The organism is Pseudundibacterium arcticum, from assembly GCF_042646465.1.
Taxonomy (GTDB): Bacteria; Pseudomonadota; Gammaproteobacteria; order Burkholderiales; family Burkholderiaceae_D; genus Undibacterium_A; species Undibacterium_A arcticum.
This window is the reverse complement of record NZ_JBHRTP010000041.1, coordinates 18,473-37,364: the sequence shown is the minus strand read 5'-3', so window position 1 is coordinate 37,364 and position 18,892 is coordinate 18,473. Positions and strand designations below refer to the sequence as shown.

17 protein-coding genes are annotated in these 18,892 nt (G+C 60.3%); 15 read left to right on the top strand and 2 right to left on the bottom strand.

Annotation, left to right across the window (positions count from 1 at the left end; all coding sequences use genetic code 11):
• The first annotated feature begins 46 nt into the window (after positions 1–46).
• Positions 47–790 carry a hypothetical protein gene (locus tag ACFOFO_RS14200; RefSeq protein ID WP_390327050.1) on the top strand — a complete coding sequence of 248 codons (744 nt, stop codon included), beginning with the start codon at positions 47–49 and terminating at the stop codon, positions 788–790.
• A 174-nt stretch (positions 791–964) separates the two neighbouring features.
• On the opposite strand, the gene ACFOFO_RS14195 is transcribed toward ACFOFO_RS14200, so the two are convergent.
• Positions 965–1,378 carry an SWIB/MDM2 domain-containing protein gene (locus ACFOFO_RS14195; RefSeq protein WP_390327049.1) on the bottom strand — a complete coding sequence of 138 codons (414 nt, stop codon included), beginning with the start codon at positions 1,376–1,378 and terminating at the stop codon, positions 965–967.
• 308 nt (positions 1,379–1,686) lie between these two features.
• Positions 1,687–3,054, bottom strand: coding sequence for a signal recognition particle protein (gene ffh, locus ACFOFO_RS14190; RefSeq protein WP_390327047.1), 1,368 nt, complete (start codon positions 3,052–3,054; stop codon positions 1,687–1,689).
• A gap of 247 nt (positions 3,055–3,301) precedes the next feature.
• Between ffh and ACFOFO_RS14185 the strand changes: the two genes are divergently transcribed.
• The 14 genes from ACFOFO_RS14185 (at position 3,302) to ACFOFO_RS14120 (ending at position 18,836) form a co-directional block, all read left to right on the top strand.
• Complete coding sequence (locus tag ACFOFO_RS14185) at positions 3,302–4,282, top strand: ABC transporter substrate-binding protein (protein WP_390327045.1); 981 nt, start codon at positions 3,302–3,304, stop codon at positions 4,280–4,282.
• Between the two features lie 12 nt (positions 4,283–4,294).
• Positions 4,295–5,140, top strand: coding sequence for an ABC transporter permease (locus tag ACFOFO_RS14180; protein WP_390331838.1), 846 nt, complete (start codon positions 4,295–4,297; stop codon positions 5,138–5,140).
• Positions 5,141–5,144: 4 nt separating this feature from the next.
• Positions 5,145–5,987: an ABC transporter ATP-binding protein gene (locus ACFOFO_RS14175; RefSeq protein WP_390327042.1), complete on the top strand. Its 843-nt coding sequence runs from the start codon at positions 5,145–5,147 to the stop codon at positions 5,985–5,987.
• Between the two features lie 207 nt (positions 5,988–6,194).
• A complete protein-coding gene (locus ACFOFO_RS14170) occupies positions 6,195–7,004 on the top strand; it encodes a cytochrome C assembly family protein (RefSeq protein WP_390327041.1) in 810 nt (269 codons plus the stop codon).
• Positions 7,001–7,261 carry a PP0621 family protein gene (locus ACFOFO_RS14165; protein ID WP_390327038.1) on the top strand — a complete coding sequence of 87 codons (261 nt, stop codon included), beginning with the start codon at positions 7,001–7,003 and terminating at the stop codon, positions 7,259–7,261. Before ACFOFO_RS14170 ends, ACFOFO_RS14165 begins: the two co-directional genes overlap by 4 nt.
• A 17-nt stretch (positions 7,262–7,278) precedes the next feature.
• The gene (locus ACFOFO_RS14160; RefSeq protein ID WP_390327036.1) at positions 7,279–9,000 is read left to right on the top strand and encodes a two-component system sensor histidine kinase NtrB; all 1,722 of its coding nucleotides are present in this window, start codon (positions 7,279–7,281) and stop codon (positions 8,998–9,000) included.
• Between the two features lie 122 nt (positions 9,001–9,122).
• The gene (locus ACFOFO_RS14155) at positions 9,123–10,682 is read left to right on the top strand and encodes a sigma-54-dependent transcriptional regulator (RefSeq protein ID WP_390327034.1); all 1,560 of its coding nucleotides are present in this window, start codon (positions 9,123–9,125) and stop codon (positions 10,680–10,682) included.
• Complete coding sequence (gene ampD / locus ACFOFO_RS14150) at positions 10,679–11,302, top strand: 1,6-anhydro-N-acetylmuramyl-L-alanine amidase AmpD (RefSeq protein WP_390327031.1); 624 nt, start codon at positions 10,679–10,681, stop codon at positions 11,300–11,302. Before ACFOFO_RS14155 ends, ampD begins: the two co-directional genes overlap by 4 nt.
• A 440-nt stretch (positions 11,303–11,742) precedes the next feature.
• A complete protein-coding gene (locus ACFOFO_RS14145) occupies positions 11,743–14,664 on the top strand; it encodes a ribonucleoside-diphosphate reductase subunit alpha (RefSeq protein WP_390327029.1) in 2,922 nt (973 codons plus the stop codon).
• Between the two features lie 124 nt (positions 14,665–14,788).
• Complete coding sequence (locus ACFOFO_RS14140) at positions 14,789–15,955, top strand: ribonucleotide-diphosphate reductase subunit beta (RefSeq protein ID WP_390327027.1); 1,167 nt, start codon at positions 14,789–14,791, stop codon at positions 15,953–15,955.
• A 562-nt stretch (positions 15,956–16,517) separates the two neighbouring features.
• Positions 16,518–17,264 (top strand): histone H1-like repetitive region-containing protein, encoded by a 747-nt coding sequence (locus ACFOFO_RS14135; protein WP_390331837.1) that lies wholly within the window; start codon positions 16,518–16,520, stop codon positions 17,262–17,264.
• A 137-nt stretch (positions 17,265–17,401) separates the two neighbouring features.
• Complete coding sequence (locus ACFOFO_RS14130; protein WP_390327023.1) at positions 17,402–17,944, top strand: YggT family protein; 543 nt, start codon at positions 17,402–17,404, stop codon at positions 17,942–17,944.
• The gene (locus ACFOFO_RS14125) at positions 17,941–18,249 is read left to right on the top strand and encodes a DUF167 domain-containing protein (RefSeq protein ID WP_390327022.1); all 309 of its coding nucleotides are present in this window, start codon (positions 17,941–17,943) and stop codon (positions 18,247–18,249) included. The genes ACFOFO_RS14130 and ACFOFO_RS14125 overlap by 4 nt, the downstream gene beginning before the upstream one ends.
• Positions 18,250–18,260: 11 nt before the next feature.
• Entirely contained in the window at positions 18,261–18,836 is a 576-nt protein-coding gene (locus tag ACFOFO_RS14120; RefSeq protein ID WP_390327020.1) for an NADPH-dependent FMN reductase, read from the top strand.
• The last annotated feature ends 56 nt before the right edge of the window (positions 18,837–18,892 follow it).

Sequence of the window (18,892 nt, the reverse complement as noted above, 5' to 3'; positions counted from 1 at the left end):
CGCCGTGCTGGCAGGTTTTCCTGGATTCAACGAAAGAGTGACGATCATGTTTTCCATCAAGCGTTTGAACCACCGCCTGTGCCTGGCCTTGCTGTGCGCCGCCGCACCGCTCATGTTGACGCCCGCCGCACATGCCGCGCCAGCGGCCGTGAATGCCGCGCTCGACGGGCCGGATCTGGACCTGTCGGTGCAGTATTACAGTCGCGTCCTGACCGCCGAAGGCGTCGTGCGCGAGATACGTTACACAGAAAAGATGTTGCGCCGCCCCGGCCATGTCTGGGTCGAGCGCGTGCTGCCGGCAGCGATGGTGGCCGGTAGCACGCACGATGAGGCGCACGATCAGGCGCACGAACACAAGCATTTCAATTACGTCGTATTGCCGCGCCACGTAGCGCGCGACGGCGCGAACCTCCGACTGGAATTTGTCGATGTGCAGGAGCGTTCGGTGGTGGCGATCGCACCGACCGAGTACGAGAACGTGAATTTCGACGGCTCCTGGGCCAACGCGTTTTTCCTGATCGATCCGCAGGGCGTCGCCGGCTTGCCGCTGTCGAAACAGGTGTCGGTGGTGGCGGGGGCGCACTGGCGCGAGCGCGAGAAAAATGGCCAGTTCCAGCGCGTGTTGTGGGACGACAAGAAAATGATCCCGCTGGTGGTGGAAACCGGCGACCGGGCCGGGACCACCTTCCGCCGCATCGAAGTCAAACCGCAGGCCAGCCTCGCCAAAACTTTGCCATGGCAGAACCTGAAGGGCTATGCGCAGAAGGAATACGCCGATTTCCTAGACTAGGAGTCTGCCGGGCCTGATCGTGAAGCCCGAGAGTGGCGCTCGGGCGCGCGAGCGAACATACCGCCTGGGGCAGCGATGGTCGGTTCGATTGCCGTAAAAAAAAAGCCCGGGCAGTGATCGCTGAGATCACTGTCTGGGCTTTTGCCTGCAAGGCGACCGCAATCGCTGCGCAAATTATTTCAGGTGATCGGAAATCAACTTGGTCATCTCGAACATCGAGACCTGCTTCTTGCCGCCAAACACGGCTTTGAGCTTGTCGTCGCCATTGATCATGCGACGGTTCTCCGGATCTTGCAGGTCGTTTTTCTTGATGTAGTCCCACACCTTTTTGGTGACTTCAGTGCGCGGCAATGCTGCTGCGCCGACCACGGCCGCCAGCACGGCTGACGGTGTCATCGGCTTCATGAATGCGGCGTTTGGCTTGCGTGCCGGTGCATCTGCTTTTTTGACTGCTGGCTTGGCCGCTGCTTTGACAGCTGGCTTAGCCGCAGGTTTAGCTGCAGGTTTGGCGGCTGCAGTTTTGGCAGGCGCTGCTGCTTTCTTTGCCGGTGCTGCTTTCGCTACCGCGGGTTTCTTGGCTGTTGCCATATTCAAGCCTCCTTCAAAAAAACTGTTGAGAAAGTTGCGCTATTGTTGGGGAAATAATCGCAAGGCCAATATTGGTGCGGTTTTTCCTGCGATGCAAGTGTTTTTTCGCGATTTGACAACAATCTGCGCGCTTGTGCCGCGCTGGGTGTCACTTATTCGATGCGCCATAGGAAAAACGCCCGTTTGCGGGCGTTTTTGCGTGCCGTTTTGACGGCACCCTGAATGGTCAAAATCGATGCTCAATTCCGCGCCCAAATCGATGACCCAAATCGATGATCAGGGTCCATCGTTTGCCTGCGCGACGCAATTCAACGCATGCCCGGCATCACGCCTTTCATGCTGCGCATCATCTTCATCATGCCACCACCCTTGAGCTTCTTCATCATCGCCTGCATCTGCTCGAACTGGGCCAGCATCCGGTTCACTTCCTGCACCTGGACGCCGGCGCCGGTGGCGATGCGGCGTTTGCGCGAGGCCTTGATCAGCTCCGGTTTGGCCCGTTCCTGCAATGTCATCGAGTTGATGATGCCTTCCATCCGCCGCACCTGCTTGTCGGCCTGATCCATGTTGGCGCCATTGGCGGCCTGCTGCATTTGCGCCGGCAATTTGTCCATCAGGTTGGATAGCCCGCCCATTTTTTTCATCTGCATCAGCTGCATCTTGAAGTCGTTCAGGTCGAACTTGCCGCCGACCTTCAGCTTCTGGGCCAGATCCTGTGCGGTCTTGACATCGACGCCTTTGCGCGCCTCTTCGACCAGCGCCAGGATATCGCCCATGCCGAGGATGCGATTGGCCATGCGCGATGGATCGAACGCTTCCAGCCCGTCCAGTTTTTCCGACACGCCGGCGAACTTGATCGGCTTGCCGGTGATGTAGCGCACCGACAGCGCGGCGCCGCCGCGCGCATCGCCGTCCAGCTTGGTCAGCACGATGCCGGTCAGCGGCAGCGCATCGTTGAAGGCCTTGGCGGTGTTGATCGCATCCTGGCCGAGCATGGCATCGACCACGAACAGGGTCTCGATTGGTTTCACGGCGCCATGCAGTGCGGCGATTTCCTGCATCATCGCTTCGTCAATGCCGAGCCGGCCGGCAGTGTCGATGATCAGGATGTCGTGGTAGTGTTTCTTTGCGTAATCGAGCGCGGCCAGCGCGATCTCGACCGGCTTGTCGTTGACGTGGCTCGGGAAGAAGTCGGCGCCGACCTGCGCAGTGACGGCTTGCAGCTGCGCAATCGCGGCCGGTCGGTAGACGTCGGCCGACACGGTCAGCACTTTTTTCTTGTGCTGCTCCTGCAGGTATTTGGCCAGTTTGCCGACGGTGGTGGTCTTGCCGACACCTTGCAGGCCGGCCATCAGGATGACCGCCGGTGGCTGGGTCGCAAAGCTCAGCTGTGACGCCTGCGGACCGAGGTCGGCGCCCATCAGCGAGGCCAGTTCCTGTTGCACCACGCCGACCAGCGCCTGGCCCGGCGTCAGTGACGAAATCACTGCTTCGCCCAGCGCCTTTTGTTTGACGCGGGAAATGAATTCGCGCACCGCCGGCAGCGCGACGTCGGCTTCCAGCAATGCGAGCCGCACTTCGCGCAGCATCTCGGCGGTATTGGCTTCGGTCAGACGAGCCTCGCCGCGCATGGTTTTGACGACTTTGGCGAGGCGTTGGGTAAGATTATCTAGCATGGCAATCTGGTTCAAGAGTATGGCGGGCAAGGTCGCCGCGAGTAGCCGTCCATTTTAACCGATGCCGGTAGCCGGGGCGGCGAATAACGGCGGCCGATCGGTGGCGGGGCATTGGATTCGGAAATGGTCAAAAAAATAACTTACAATGCATCGGCGTACTTTTGCCGGACGGCAAGCAATACCTTGCTGTTTCGCCTCCGGAATGCATGCAATACAAGATATCGACGACACCTTACAGGAGATCATCATGGCAAAACCAATCATCCTTACCCTGCTGGCGGCGGCCGTCGCGGCCCTTGCCATCAGCGCTGCGGCGCAGGCGGAAGATGTGGTGCGGCTGGGCAACCTCAAGTTCGCCCATTATGGCGCGGTGTCGTACATCAAGGAGATCGCGCCGAAATGCGGCATCAAGGTTGAGGAACATGTATTTGCCAAGGGCCCGGACGTGATGCAGGCAATCCTGGCCGGCGAACTGGATGTCGGCGCGACCGCGTCTGAAGCGGCGATTTCCGGTCGCGCCAACGGCGCGCCGATCTACGTGGTGGCCGGCTTTGCCAAGGGCGGCGCGCGGTTGGTGGCGCGCCCAAATGAGGGCATCAAGTCGGTCAAGGATTTGAAGGGCAAGAAAGTCGGCGTCACGCGCGGCGGCATCCATGAGGTGCTGCTGATTGCCGAGCTGGCGCAGAACGGCCTGACCTCGTCCGACCAGCCTGGCAAGGACGTGCAGCTGGTGTATCTGGCGTTCGCCGACCTGAACCAGGCGCTGCTGGGCAAGAATCTGGACGCGATCATGCAAAGCGAGCCGCAATCGTCGCAGGCGATCAACAAGGGCTTCGGCGTCGAGGTGATGAAGCCATACAACACGCCGATCGGCGAGCCGGTACGCACCCTGGTGATGACCGAGAAATTCTACAAGGAACATCGTCCAGTGGCCGAGAAGTTCATGCGCTGCTTCGTCGAAGCGACCAAGACCTTCATCGACAACAAGGCGGTGGCCGAGAAGTATGTGCGCGAAACGATTTTCAAGAACCAGATCACGAAGGACGATTTCGACGACGCGATCGGCAATTCACCCTATTCCTACGATGTGACGCCGGAACATATCCAGATCACGACCGACGTCATGGCGAAGTACGGCACCGGCAAGATGGCCAAGCCGCCGCTCGCGAAAGACTGGGTCAAGACCGATCTGCTGGAGCAGGCCAAGAAGAGTCTGAACGTCAAATAAGGAACAGCGATTATGCTGAAACAACATTGGCGTGGCCGCTGGTTGCGCCAGATATTGCGCCATTCATCGGGCCTGATGGTGCCGGTCGTCACCGTGGCATTGTGGCAGCTGGCGTCGTCGCTGGGCTGGGTCAATGCGCTGGTGTTGCCATCGCCGTGGGCGGTGCTGCACAAGTGGTTTGAGTATCTGGCGCCGACCGCACCGTACGACGCCGCGGCCGGCAGCAAGCTGGCGTGGCTATTCTCCGGCGAGCTGTTGCGCGATGCGCTCGGCAGCATGTACCGCGTGATCATGGGGTTTGTGATTGGGGCCGGGCTGGCCTTGCCGCTCGGTCTGCTGATGGGCGCCAGCCCACGGATTTACGGGCTGATGAATCTGACGGTGCAATTGATCCGGCCGATTCCGCCGATTGCGTATATTCCGCTGGCGATCCTGTGGTTCGGCCTGGGCAATCCGCCGGCGCTGTTCCTGATCGCGCTCGGCGCTTTTTTCCCGGTGCTGATGAATACCATCGCCGGGGTGCGCCAGGTCGATGGCATTTACCTGCGCGCCGCGCGCAATCTCGGTGCCAACCAGCGCACGCTGTTCCTGCGCGTGATGCTGCCGGCGGCCGTGCCCTATATCCTGTCCGGGGTGCGGATCGGCATCGGTACTGCGTTCATCGTGGTGATCGTGGCCGAGATGATCGCCGTCAGCAACGGCCTCGGGTTTCGCATCATGGAGGCGCGCGAATATTTTTGGTCCGACAAGATCATCGCCGGCATGATCACGATCGGCCTGTTCGGTCTGGCGATCGACCTCGGCATGAGCGCCCTGAATAACCACCTGTTGCGCTGGCACCGCGGACTGGAGCACTAACATCATGCAACAAGTAAATGCGCAGGCACATCAGCAACCAACTTCCGCAACCGCGTCGGGTCGTATCCGGATCGACCAGGTCGGCAAGGTGTTCGCGTCGGGCGAGCGCGACGTGGTCGCACTGCAAGACATCACGCTCGATATCCCGCCCGGCCAGTTCGTCTGCCTGCTCGGGCCATCGGGCTGCGGCAAGTCCACGCTGCTCAACGCGCTGGCCGGCTTCGCCCCGCCAACCACCGGCAGTATCACGGTCGATGGCAAGCCAATAGTGGGTCCCGGACCGGATCGCGGCATGGTATTCCAGGAATATGCACTCTTTCCATGGATGACGGTGCAGCAGAACGTGGCCTTCGGGCTGGAAATCAAGGGCCTCGGCAAGGCCGACATCGCGCAGCGGGTGCATGCGCTGCTGGGCACCCTCGGGTTGGTCGATTTTGCCGGCCGTTTTCCGAAAGACCTGTCCGGCGGCATGCGCCAGCGCGTCGCGATCGCGCGCGTGCTGGCGCTCGATTCACCGATCATGCTGATGGACGAACCGTTCGGCGCGCTCGACGCACTGACCCGGCGCAACCTGCAGGATGAATTGCTGCGGCTGTGGGCCGAGCTGAAAAAGACCATCATTTTCGTCACGCATAGTATTGAAGAGGCGATCTATCTGGCCGACCGCATCGTCGTCATGACCTATCGTCCGGGCAGCGTCAAGCGCGACCTGGTGGTCAAGCTGCCACGGCTGCGCGATCCGGCGGCGCCGGCTTTCAACGATCTCAAGCGCGAGTTGGGGCAACTGGTGATGGAAGAACAGCAACGCCATCACAATGACGAACTGCGCGCCGCCGCGGTCGATTGACGCGGCGCGCCGATGGAACTTGAGCGCCGCGCATCAACGTTGCCGGGATGTCAATATACTCCTTCGCTAGTGTTGCTGTCCCGCCAATAAACCGTCGAAATATTGCATATACTCCTAGGAAATTAAATTGCAGCACACGAAGCGAACGGTCTCCTGCAGCGTCTGCCGCCTTATTTTTTGGCGCGCCTAATGGTGTAAACTAATCACATGCAAACCACCTTCTTTATTACTGCCGCCTTGCTATATGCGCTATGCGCCTTCCTGCCGGCGCGCCGGCGCCTTGCCATTTCGGCCGGTACCGCCGTCGCCTGGTTGTTGCATGGCAGCGCGCTGTGGGCCGATGTGGTCACGCCCGGTTCGCTAAGGGTCGGATTTGCGATGATGTTGTCGGCTGCGATGTGGATATCGGTCGCGGCCTACTGGCTGGAAAATCGCAATTTCGCGCTGGACGGACTGCGTATGCTGGTGCTGCCGTGCGCGGCGGTGATGGTGCTGCTGCCGGCGTTGTTTCCGGGCACCGTGATGGCGCTCGGTCAACGTTCGGTGCTGTTGCCGTGGCATGTGACGATTGCGATTCTGGCGTATAGCACGCTGACGATCGCCGCTTTCCATGCGGTGCTGATGGCGATTCAGGATTCGCGCCTGCATACCCGGCCCGGTGCTACGGTCGGCGGCTGGTTCGCGGCCGCGATCGACCGGCTGCCGGCCTTGCTGACCATGGAAAAGCTCTTGTTCCGGCTGATCGGGTTCGGTTTTGTGCTGCTGACGCTGACCGTGCTGTCGGGTGTCATATTTTCCGAGGAATTGTTCGGCAAGGCGTTTCGGCTCGACCACAAGACCGTGTTTACGATGTTGTCGTGGGTGCTGTTCGGCCTGTTGCTGGCCGGCCGTCGCTGGCGCGGCTGGCGCGGCAAGACCGCGCTGAGTTTCACGCTGGCGGGATTTTCGACGCTGCTGCTAGCCTATGTCGGTAGCCGCTTTGTACTGGAAGTAGTTTTGCATCGGGGAGTAGCATGAGATTGCTGGTATGGCTGGTGTTGGGTTTGCTGGTGTACTTCGCGTTGCGCAGCAAGCTGAGGTCGTCTGGTCATGCGGCATCGACCCCGCAGCAACCGCATCCGGCGCAGACCGGTGATCAGGGCAGCCATGCCAGCGCTGAAGCCATGGTCATCTGCGCCCACTGCGGTATCTATATCCCGGCATCCGAGGCGATCAGTCAGTCCGGCCGCATCTTTTGCAGCGACGAGCATCGTCTGCTGCACCGCGATTCTTGACCTCCGCGTCCAGGATAATGCAGGCCGGCGCTCAGGATATTTCCCCGGCCACCTCGCCGAACACGTTCTGGGGTTCGTTGCAGACGCTAAGTATCTCGCGTGCGGTGATCGCCGGCGTGCTGCTGGTGTATCTCACGGTGAATGGCAACCAGAATTTCTGGTCAACCGGGACGCTCAATTCTCGCGTCACCGGCGTCCTTTATCTGCTGCTGTCGATTGGCTTCGTGCTGCTGGCGCTGTATTACAGGCGCCGATTCTGGTGGCAGCTGACATCGCAGATTGCGCTCGATATCGTCGCGATATCGCTGCTGTATATTGCCGGCGGCGGCGCCAAGAGCGGCCTGGCGATCCTGTATCTGTTTCCGCTGGCCGGCGCGGCGATCCTCACTTCGCTGCTGATGGCACTGCTCTTTGTGTCGGTGGTCGCACTGTTCATGCTGGCCGAGAGCAGTTACCAGATCTTGAACCTCGGCAACGATGGATTGATGTTGCAGGCCGGGCTGTATGGCGCGGCGTTCTTTGCCGCGGTGCTGGTCATTAACCGGCTGGCCGCGAGCCTGATCCGGCAGGAAGAACTGGCCGGACGGCGCGGTCAGGATTTGCAGATACAGCAAGCAATCAACCAGCTGGTCATCGCCGACATGGGCGACGGCATCCTGGTGGTGGGACCGGACAGCACGGTATTTGCCAGCAATCCGGCGACCGAACAGATGCTGGGCTTTAGCTTGCGGTCCGAGCGACAGGTATCCAAACTGACTGATATTCCTTCGCTGGCGCCGATCGCAGATGCCTTCTTTGTGTGGGCCAGGCGCGCGGCCGACCGGCGGACCACAGATGCGGACGCATCGACCTTCGTGATGGTCAAGCCGGGTGACGATGTGACGCAATTGGGCATCGCGCCTCCGCGCGCCGGGCGGCGCGAGCTGGCGGCGCATGTGAAGCTGCGCTTCGCCAAGGTTGAGGCGGCCGGCCTGGAACACGATCGGACCGTGATTTTCTTGCAGGACGTGACCGAAATCGAGAATCAGGCGCAGCAGCTGAAGCTGGCGTCGATGGGGCGCCTGACCGCCAGCATCGCACATGAGGTGCGCAACCCGCTGGCCGCGATCTCACACGCCGCCGCGCTGCTGGACGAAGATGCGCAGCAACCGGCGCAGCAGCGCCTGCTGAAGATCGTGGCCGACAACGTGGCACGCGTGAATCAGATGATCGAGGACATATTGCGATTGTCGCGCAAGGCGCAGGTGCACGGTGCGCCGATCGGGCTGGCCGATTTTCTGGCCGAGATCCAGACCGAGTTCCAGGACACGCATCAGCTGGCGCCGGGCATGCTGCAGACCGAAGCCGACCCGCAGTATCGGGTGCGCTTCGATCCGCTGCATTTGCGCGAAGTGCTGCTCAATTTGCTGACCAACGCGATCCGTTACGCCAGCGGCCGGCCGGCCAGCATCCGCATGCATGCCATCGTCGATAGTGCCAACCGGCTGGAATTGCACGTGCAGGACGACGGTCCCAGCATCACGTCAGAAGTCCGGGCTCACCTGTTCGAGCCGTTTTATACGACGTCGAGCAAGGGCACCGGCCTGGGGCTCTACCTGGCACGGGAATTGTGTTTGAATAACGGGGCCATGCTCGATTACGAGTTCCGCAGCGATACGCGGGAGTTCAACACGGGATTCCTGCCGGCACATAGCAGTGGCCGTTTTGTGATTACGTTTGCCTTGCCGGCGTCGGCTTAGGACGCATTGATCAACTAAGGCCAGGGTGCGGCTTGGCGTCCCGACAAATGTCTCGACAAGTCCCGATAATGTCCGATAAGTAAGCAGATGAGTAAGCAGATGACTGAAAATAGATTGCACCGATGACTTCTCCCCGCATTCTCGTCGTTGACGACGAAGCCGATCTGCGCGAGCTGATCGAGATCACGCTCATCAAGATGGGTCTGGATGTCGACAGCGCCGCCGACCTCGCGAGCGCGCGCAGCTATCTGGCCAGCTCGGACTACGCGGTGGTGCTGACCGATATGCGGCTGCCCGACGGTCTGGGCATCGAATTGGTGCGCGAAGTGTCGAGTACCCGGAAAAATACGCCGATCGCGGTGCTGACCGCGTTCGGCAGCGCCGACAACGCGGTCGCCGCGTTGAAGGCGGGCGCCTTTGATTATGTGTCGAAACCGGTAGCGCTGGATCAACTGCGGCAGCTGGTGCAGTCGGCGCTGCGCTTGAGCGGCGAGCTACCGGCCGCCGGCGCCGCGGACATAGCCGGGGCAAAGAGCACCCCCTTGCGCCTGATCGGCCTATCGAGCGCGATGCGGGATTTGCGGGCGCAGATTGTACGTCTGGCGCGCAGCATGGCGCCGATCGCGATTACCGGCGAATCCGGCAGCGGCAAGGAACTGGCGGCGCGTGAAATCCATGCCCAGAGCGCACGGGGCGACCGGCCCTTCATCGCCGTCAACTGCGGCGCCATCCCGGAAGCACTGATGGAAGCCGAGTTTTTCGGCTACCGCAAGGGCGCGTTTACCGGCGCCAATGACGAACGGGATGGTTTCTTTCAGGCGGCGCATGGCGGCACGCTGATGCTGGACGAGGTCGCGGATCTGCCGCTGGCGATGCAGGTCAAGCTGCTGCGCGCGATTCAGGAGCGCCGCGTGCGCAAACTGGGCGCGACTGCCGAGGAACCGGTCGATGTGCGCATCATCAGTGCGACCCATCAAAACCTGGCGCAATGCGTTGAGCAGGGCAAGTTCCGGCAGGATCTGTATTACCGGCTGAACGTGATCGAACTGAGCCTGCCGCCGCTGCGCGAACGGCTCGACGACATCGCGGCACTGGCCGACGCCATGCTGCACAAGCTGGCACGGCAGGGACAGGAGCCGCCTGCGGTGCTGGCGCCGCAGGCGCTGGAGGCGCTGCGCGCCTACCCGTTTCCCGGCAATGTACGCGAGCTGGAAAACATCCTCGAGCGCGCGCTGGCCTTTGCCAACGACGGCGTGATCGAGATCGCGGATCTGGCGCTGAAACCGGTGAAGGGCGCTGCTGCGCCACCGCCGGCGCCGCAGCAGCCCGAGTTGCCTGACGCGCCCGCAGCGCCCGAGCTTGCGGTAATCGTCCAAAGTGCGGCAGTGGCCGGCTTACCGGCGGCCAAGGCAGCAGACGCTGGCGTGGCGCAAGTCGTGTCCGCGACAGCCGGCGTAACTGGCGTTGCTGGCGTAACTGACGGCGCCAGTGCGGCAGGCGTCACCGGAGAACCCCTGCCCAGCTGCCTGCCCGATTATCTGGACCAGGTCGAGCGCGACATCATTTGCCGTGCGCTGGCCCAGACCCGCTACAATCGGACGCAGGCCGCCGAACTGCTGGGCATCAGTTTCCGCCAACTGCGTTACCAGATGCAGCGACTGAATATCCATGAGCCGCAATGAGACCTGAACCGGTGCGCCTGGTGATCGCGCCTGACGGCTGGTGCCGGCAAGCGCTGTGCGAACCATCGCCGAACTGCGATCCGCGGCCGGCCGATGTTGCGCTCGACCTGCTGGTGATCCACAATATCAGCCTGCCGCCCGGCCAGTTCGGCGGCCCGTATATTGCCGACCTGTTCGGTAATCGGCTGGACTGCGACGCCCATCCCTATTTCGACCAGCTGCGCAGGCTGCGGGTATCGGCACATTTCCTGATCCGGCGCGATGCTGTCCTGATGCAGTTCGTGTCGGTCAATGACCGAGCCTGGCATGCCGGTCTGTCATCGTTTGGCGGGCGCGAACGCTGCAATGATTTTTCGATCGGCATCGAGCTCGAGGGCAGCGATTTTGAACCGTTCACCGCACTCCAGTACACGACGCTGGCCGCGCTGACGCAGGCGCTTCAGGCTCGGTACCGCTTGACCGATGTGACCGGGCACGAGCACATCGCGCCCGGACGCAAAACGGATCCGGGGCCATTTTTTGACTGGCAACGCTACCGTGCGTTGGTGGTCGGGGCGCCACCGGTAGTGCTTACTCCCAGTGGCTTGCGCTTCCCGCCCGCGGCGGACAAAAGCCAATGAAAAGTCAACGCCTTTGATCCGGAATTGCGCATAAATATCTTCTTGCTTTTGGCTAATTTGCTATTGCATCCAGCCGGGTCGAATACTACAATTAGTTAATTGTTCAATTAAAATCACTAGATATAGTGTTGTTTCTTGCTACTCAGCTTGATCGTTTCAATCTGGCTGCAGTGCGATTCCAGCTTGAAATGATGGATTTTATTGGGCTTCGAGGCCGGCGCAGTTGCCGGCAATCGCTTCTCGATATGTGGTTTTATGTCTGCAGCAAACGTAACTTCAACTGTAATTAAGGCCGTCCAGTCAGTTTGTAGCGCCGTAATACACAGATACGCATGATTTCTTCGTGAACCCCGTAAGTTCCGGGCGTTCTAATTAATAACCATTGACGGCGATTCACCGACTGCGGCAAACAGTCGAGAACGGTCGTCGCAGGAGGCCGAATGCACTCTACTCAAGATATTTCCGCACCATCCCCAGCCGAATTCGGTGTTCTTTCTCCGCATGCCGGCGCCTCTGCGCGCACGGTGAGTGCGCTGGTCGGCAATGGCGACTACCGAATCCTGCGCCGCAACGGCGCGGTGGTCGCATTTGAGCCATCTAAAATCGCGATTGCGGTGACCAAAGCCTTCCTGGCGGTGAATGGCGGACAAGGCGCCGCCTCCGCCCGCGTCCGCGAACTGGTCGAGCAATTGACCGCCAACGTGGTCGCCGCGCTGGTGCGGCGCCAGCCGGCCGGCGGCACTTTCCATATTGAAGACGTACAGGATCAGGTCGAGCTGTCGCTGATGCGTTCCGGCGAACATGACGTGGCCCGTGCCTACGTGCTGTACCGCGCCAAACGGATGGAAGAGCGCGCCCAGCAACAGGCGTCCCGGCCAGCGGTCGCAACGCCGCAACTGCACGTGACCGAAGACGGTCAGCAGCGCCTGCTCGACATGAACCAGGTGCGCGACCTGATTAACGCCGCCTGCCAGGGTCTGGAAAAGCACGTCGACGGCGAGGCAATCCTGGCCGAGACGGTCAAGAATCTGTACGACGGCGTACCGGTCGAGGAATTGCACAAGTCGGCGATCCTGGCTGCCCGCGCGCTGATGGAAAAGGACCCGGCCTATAGCCAGGTCACCGCACGCCTGTTGATGCACACCATCCGCAAGGAAGTGTTCGGCAAGGAAGTCGCCCAACGTGACGCCAAGGCGCAATACCTGGTGTACTTCCCGCAATTTATCCAGAAAGGCATCGACGCCGGCCTGCTTGACCCGAAACTGCAGGAATTCGACCTCAAGAAGCTGGCCGACGCACTGGTCACCGACCGCGATTTGCAATTCGGTTACCTTGGCCTGCAGACCCTGTACGACCGCTATTTCCTGCACATCCGCGATGTCCGCATCGAAATGCCGCAGGCCTTCTACATGCGCGTCGCGATGGGCCTGGCGCTGAACGAAAGCAACCGTGAAGCGCGCGCGATCGAATTCTATAACCTGTTATCGAGCTTCGACTTCATGAGCTCGACGCCGACCCTGTTCAATTCCGGCACGCTGCGGTCGCAACTGTCGTCGTGCTACCTGACCACGGTGTCGGACGACCTCGAAGGCATCTACGAGGCGATCAAGGAAAACGCGCTGCTGGCGAAATACGCCGGCGGCCTCGGCAACGACTGGACGCCGGTCCGTTCGCTCGGTGCGCACATCAAGGGTACCAACGGCAGGTCGCAGGGCGTGGTGCCATTCCTGAAGGTGGTCAACGACACCGCCGTTGCTGTCAATCAAGGTGGCAAGCGCAAGGGCGCGGTCTGCGCCTACCTGGAAACCTGGCACATGGACATCGAGGAATTCCTCGACCTGCGCAAGAACACCGGCGATGATCGCCGCCGCACGCACGACATGAACACGGCGAACTGGATTCCCGACCTGTTCATGAAGCGCGTGATGGAAAAGGGCGAATGGACGCTGTTCTCGCCGAGCGATACGCCCGACTTGCACGACAAGTTCGGCAAGGCCTTCGAGCAGGCTTACGTGGGCTACGAAGCGAAAGCCGCCAGCGGCGAACTGACCCTGTTCAAGAAAGTGCATGCGCTCGACCTGTGGCGCAAGATGTTGTCGATGCTGTTCGAGACCGGCCATCCATGGATCACGTTCAAGGACCCGTGCAATATCCGTTCGCCGCAGCAACACGTCGGCGTCGTGCACTCGTCGAACCTGTGCACCGAGATCACGTTGAACACCAACGAAGCGGAAATCGCGGTCTGCAACCTTGGTTCGGTCAACCTGCCGGCCCATATGAAGGAAGGCCAGCTCGACCACATCAAGCTACAAAAGACCGTGCGCACCGCGATGCGGATGCTCGATAACGTGATCGACATCAATTATTACGCGGTCAAGAAGGCCCGTGATTCGAACCTGCGCCACCGTCCGGTCGGCATGGGCATCATGGGCTTCCAGGACTGCCTGCACATGATGCGCGTGCCTTACGCGTCGAACGCCGCGGTCGAGTTCGCCGACAGTTCGATGGAGGCGGTCTGCTATTACGCCTACCTGGCCTCGACCGAGCTGGCCGAGGAACGCGGTCGCTACAGCTCCTACGAGGGTTCGCTGTGGGATCGCGGCATCCTGCCGCAGGATTCGCTGCAGCTGCTGGCGGAAGAGCGCGGCGGCTATCTGGAAGCCGACACCACGGAACACATGGACTGGGCACCGTTGCGCGCACGCATCAAGCAGTACGGCATGCGCAACTCGAATTGCGTGGCGATCGCGCCAACCGCGACCATTTCCAACATCATCGGCGTCTCGGCCTGCATCGAGCCGACCTACCAGAACCTGTATGTGAAGTCGAACCTGTCCGGCGAATTTACCGAAATCAACGAGTACCTGGTGCGCGACCTGAAGGCGCGTGACCTGTGGGACGAAGTGATGATCGCCGACCTCAAGTATTTCGACGGCAGCCTGGCCAAGATCGACCGCATCCCGCAGGATCTGCGCGAGATTTACGCGACCGCGTTCGAAGTCGAGCCGTCCTGGCTGGTGGAAGCCGCATCGCGCCGCCAGAAGTGGATCGACCAGGCGCAGTCGCTGAACATCTATATGGCCGGTGCATCGGGCAAGAAACTCGACGAGACCTACAAGCTGGCGTGGCTGCGTGGCCTGAAGACGACGTATTACCTGCGCACCATCGGCGCCACCCACACCGAGAAATCGACCACCAAGGCCGGCGCCCTGAATGCGGTATCGGTCGATGGCGGCAGTTCGGCCGGCGGCTACACCATGACCCCGGGCGCTAACACGGCGTCGGCCGACGAGGTGGACGGTCCGGCCTGCGTGCTGCGCCCAGGCGATGCCGGTTTTGAAGAGTGCGAGGCTTGCCAGTAAAGGAACAGGCCGGAAGCAGCGCGTTGGTTGCGACCGCCTCCGGCAATTGACTACAGGCATTGAGCCCGCGACGAATGCCTTAGTCGGCGATCGCGCAAACCGAATACGAAATGAGGAAATACCTATGTTAAGTTGGGATGAAGAAACCGCCGCCGCCCCGATCCCACGGGCGCCGCAAATGCCGACGCCTGCGCAGCCGCTGATGTCGGCCGCATTGCCACCGCTCGGCGCCGCCGCATCTACTAGCGCGGGCACTGCCGGCGCCGATACCTCGCGCCGCGTCAATGCCGCCGATAAGCGCATCATCAACGGTCACACCGACGTCAATCAACTGGTGCCGTTCAAGTACAAATGGGCCTGGGACAAGTATCTGGCCGGCTGCGCCAATCACTGGATGCCGCAAGAGATCAACATGCAGCGCGACATCGAGCTGTGGAAGAACCCGAACGGCCTGACGGAGGACGAACGCCGCCTGGTCAAGCGCAATCTCGGCTTTTTCGTGACGGCCGATTCGCTCGCGGCCAACAACATCGTGCTCGGCACCTATCGCCACATCACGGCGCCGGAATGCCGTCAGTATTTGCTGCGGCAGGCATTTGAAGAGGCGATTCACACCCATGCCTATCAGTACATCGTCGAATCGCTGGGGCTGGACGAGTCCGAGATTTTCAATGCGTACAACGAGGTCAAGTCGATTCGCGACAAGGACGAGTTCCTGATCCCCTTCATCAACACGCTCACCGATCCGCAGTTCACCACCGGGACCATGGAGAACGACCAGAAATTGCTGAAGTCGCTGATCGTGTTTGCCTGCCTGATGGAAGGCCTATTCTTCTATGTCGGCTTCACGCAGATCCTCGCGCTCGGCCGGCAGAACAAGATGATGGGCGCCGCGGAACAGTATCAATACATCCTGCGCGACGAGTCGATGCACTGTAACTTCGGCATCGATTTGATCAATACCATCAAGATGGAAAACCCACATTTGTGGACGCCGGAATTCCGCGATGAGATCAAAGCGTTGTTTTTAGTTGCAGTAGAGTTGGAATATCGCTACGCTGAGGATACAATGCCGCGTGGGGTGCTCGGTTTGAATGCGCCGATGTTCAAAGGGTATCTGCGGTTTATCGCAAATCGTCGCGCGCAACAGATCGGACTGGACCCGATGTTCCCGCAGGAGGAGAATCCCTTTCCGTGGATGAGCGAGATGATCGATCTGAAAAAAGAGCGAAACTTCTTCGAGACGCGCGTGATCGAATATCAGACCGGCGGTGCCCTGAACTGGGAATAAAGAGAGAAAAACGCGGGAAGAAAAATCAGGCAGTGAACTCGCAGCAGCAAGCGAGGGGGTGAAGAGGAAGGCAGCAGTCGCAATAATAAGGAAGTACAACAGACTGCAAAACAAGAAAGGCAACACCACATTACATGGACAGTAAGAGACCAAATCGATCTTGTCTATTGGCGCCGCTTAACCCGATTTTGTCGGGTGAGGCGGCGTTTTCTTTGCAGCATCAACCGGTCTCGAAGAAATAGAATTCCGACGTCGGCGCTGTTGCCGGCGTTTTTTTTGGCTACGACCGCAGCTAGGCTGCTTGGCATGTTTGCAGGTATTGCATGTCAACCTCGTCCACCGCCATCGACGTCAGATTGTGAGTGAACGCGAAAGGGGCAAGCCGATGATGGCTGAAGTGCTGCATGAAGAGGGGATGCAGCAGTTCAGCTGGTGCCGTATTCATTAGCGCAAACAGAAGCATGTTTGCGCCGATGAATAATCCGCCTGGTGCATCGCAATGTTCCGGACGGGTTTTAATCTCGCAACTTGATTTTTTCCATCTCACGTGAAGGAGAAACAAATGGCCACAGCAACAAAAAAACCAGCGGCGCCTAAAAAGGTCGCCGCCAAGCCAGCAGCAAAGAAAGCCGCTGCTCCGAAGAAAGCCGCCGCCGCCAAACCGGTAGCCAAGAAGGTCGCAGCCCCTAAAAAGGCAGCAGCCAAGCCAGCAGCGAAAGCCGCCGCTCCTAAAAAAGCAGCAGCCAAGCCGGTAGCGAAGAAAGCCGCAGCTCCTAAAAAAGCTGCAGCCTCCAAACCAGTCGCGAAAAAGGCAGCAGCCAAGCCAGCAGCGAAAGCTGCAGCTCCTAAAAAAGCAGCAGCCAAGCCGGTAGCGAAGAAAGCCGCAGCTCCTAAAAAAGCCGCAGCCAAGCCGGTAGCGAAGAAAGCCGCAGCTCCTAAAAAAGCCGCAGCCAAGCCGGTAGCAAAGAAAGCTGCAGCTCCTAAAAAAGCAGCAGCCAAGCCGGTAGCGAAGAAAGCCGCAGCCCCTAAAAAGGCAGCGGCCGCTAAACCAGTGGCAAAAAAAGCTGCGGCCCCTAAGAAGGCAGCAGCCGCCAAGCCGGTAGCGAAGAAGGCAGCAGCCCCTAAAACAGCGGCAGCAAAGCCAGCAGCAAAACCGGCGGCCAAGCCAGCAGCGAAGAAAGCAGCCGCTCCTAAAAAAGCAGCCGCAGCAAAGCCGGCCGCCGCCAAGCCAGCAGCGGCAGCGCCAGCCGTGAAAACGGTGTTGAGTCCGGCCGCAGCATGGCCGTTTCCAACAGGCAGCCGTCCGTAATATCCAGGTCCGCTTGGATGCCTGATTGACTTCAGGCACAATGACCGCTGTGTGGCATTCGTCACACAGCGGTTTTTTTATGGCGGCGCGAAACCATCGGCGGCGCCTCTTCCCAACGCAGGATTGGAGAATATCTCGTGTTGCATAGCATGTTTACCCTGATCATCGATACCGCCGCCGGCATGCTGGCAGGCGCGCTGCTGCTGCGTTTCTGGATGCAGGCGATTCGGGTGCGTCCGCCACTGTCGGTCGCGCAATTCGTGTTTCAGCTGTCGGACTGGCTGGTGCGCCCGTTGCGCAAGCTGGTGCCAGGCTTCGGCGGTTATGACTGGGCCAGCCTGCTCGCCGCATTCATGGTCGCGATCCTGGCGATGGTGGTGGATGTCTGGATGATGCCGCTGTTCTCGCTGCAAACCGTGTTGTTGATGGCAGTGCTGCGAGTGCTGCAATGGATTTTCTACGGTTTCATGGGTTTGCTGATCATCGAGGCGATCTTCAGCTGGGTCAATCCGCATGCGCCGCTGGCGCCGTTTGTGCGCGCCCTGAACGATCCGATTCTGCGTCCGCTGCGCCGCGTGATCCCGCTGGTCGGCAACATTGACCTGTCGCCGCTGGTCGCGCTGATTCTGCTGCGCATCGCACTGCAACTGGTGAGCACGCTGATCATGTCATTTGTATGAGCCGGAGCTGGTGTACCGCGCTGCCGGCAGGCATTCGGCTCGCGCTGCAAATTTCGGCGAATGCGAAACAAAGCGGACCGATCGAGATTCTGGATGATGTTCTGAAGCTCAGGCTGCAAGCGCCGGCCTTGGAGGGCAGGGCGAATGAGGCCCTGATCCGTTACCTGGCTGACCTACTCAAGCTGCCGAAAGCCGCGATCAGGATTACACACGGCCTCAGCAACAAGCGCAAATTGATCGAGATTGCCGCGCCGCATCTGACGGTCGACGACGTGACCAACGCATTCTTTCCGACCGACAAATAAAACAACCGCCCATGACATTCCGAACGATCAGCATTCTTGCACTCTCTGGCAGCCTGCGCGCGGCATCGTACAACACCCGCCTGCTGCACGCTGTCGCCAGATTGGCTCCGGCCGGGGTCGACATAGCCGTGTATCAGGGGCTGGGCGCGCTACCGCTGTTCAACCCCGATCTGGCGTTGACTGAGCTACCCGCGGTAGTGGCGCTGCAACAGGCGGTCGCCGCGGCCGACGGGATCCTGATCGCGAGTCCTGAATACGCGCACGGCGTGAGCGGGGTCATGAAGAATGCACTGGACTGGCTGGTCGGTAGCGAGCAGTTTCCCGGCAAGCCGGTCGCCTTGTTGAATGCGTCGCCGCGTGCGACGCACGCGCAGGCCGCACTGGTCGAGATACTGAATACGATGTCAGCCCGTATCGTGAGCCAGGCGTCGATTGCGCTGCCCTTGCTTGGCAGTGGGCTGGATCAGGACGGCATCGTGCAGCATGCGACGCTGGGAACGATCTTGCGCGATGCGATTGCTGCTTTCGCGGCGGCGATACAGACGCCGGAGTGCGCGCTTATCGGTGCGGCTTTTCCGGTCAAATAGAATAATACTCCACCACCATATCGCCGTTCTCGCCGGAACATATTAGGCGATCGACG

Bases quoted from the DNA above. Each gene is read 5' to 3' on its own strand.
- ACFOFO_RS14180 (WP_390331838.1), top strand. From the start codon at position 4,295: ATGCTGAAACAACATTGGCGTGGCCGCTGGTTGCGCCAGATATTGCGC.
- ACFOFO_RS14170 (WP_390327041.1), top strand. From the start codon at position 6,195: ATGCAAACCACCTTCTTTATTACTGCCGCCTTGCTATATGCGCTATGC.
- ACFOFO_RS14160 (WP_390327036.1), top strand. From the start codon at position 7,279: ATGCAGGCCGGCGCTCAGGATATTTCCCCGGCCACCTCGCCGAACACG.
- ffh (WP_390327047.1), bottom strand. From the start codon at position 3,054: ATGCTAGATAATCTTACCCAACGCCTCGCCAAAGTCGTCAAAACCATG.
- ACFOFO_RS14140 (WP_390327027.1), top strand. From the start codon at position 14,789: ATGTTAAGTTGGGATGAAGAAACCGCCGCCGCCCCGATCCCACGGGCG.
- ACFOFO_RS14165 (WP_390327038.1), top strand. From the start codon at position 7,001: ATGAGATTGCTGGTATGGCTGGTGTTGGGTTTGCTGGTGTACTTCGCG.
- ACFOFO_RS14195 (WP_390327049.1), bottom strand. From the start codon at position 1,378: ATGGCAACAGCCAAGAAACCCGCGGTAGCGAAAGCAGCACCGGCAAAG.
- ACFOFO_RS14155 (WP_390327034.1), top strand. From the start codon at position 9,123: ATGACTTCTCCCCGCATTCTCGTCGTTGACGACGAAGCCGATCTGCGC.
- ACFOFO_RS14120 (WP_390327020.1), top strand. From the start codon at position 18,261: ATGACATTCCGAACGATCAGCATTCTTGCACTCTCTGGCAGCCTGCGC.
- ACFOFO_RS14175 (WP_390327042.1), top strand. From the start codon at position 5,145: ATGCAACAAGTAAATGCGCAGGCACATCAGCAACCAACTTCCGCAACC.
- ampD (WP_390327031.1), top strand. From the start codon at position 10,679: ATGAGACCTGAACCGGTGCGCCTGGTGATCGCGCCTGACGGCTGGTGC.
- ACFOFO_RS14125 (WP_390327022.1), top strand. From the start codon at position 17,941: ATGAGCCGGAGCTGGTGTACCGCGCTGCCGGCAGGCATTCGGCTCGCG.
- ACFOFO_RS14145 (WP_390327029.1), top strand. From the start codon at position 11,743: ATGCACTCTACTCAAGATATTTCCGCACCATCCCCAGCCGAATTCGGT.
- ACFOFO_RS14185 (WP_390327045.1), top strand. From the start codon at position 3,302: ATGGCAAAACCAATCATCCTTACCCTGCTGGCGGCGGCCGTCGCGGCC.
- ACFOFO_RS14200 (WP_390327050.1), top strand. From the start codon at position 47: ATGTTTTCCATCAAGCGTTTGAACCACCGCCTGTGCCTGGCCTTGCTG.
- ACFOFO_RS14135 (WP_390331837.1), top strand. From the start codon at position 16,518: ATGGCCACAGCAACAAAAAAACCAGCGGCGCCTAAAAAGGTCGCCGCC.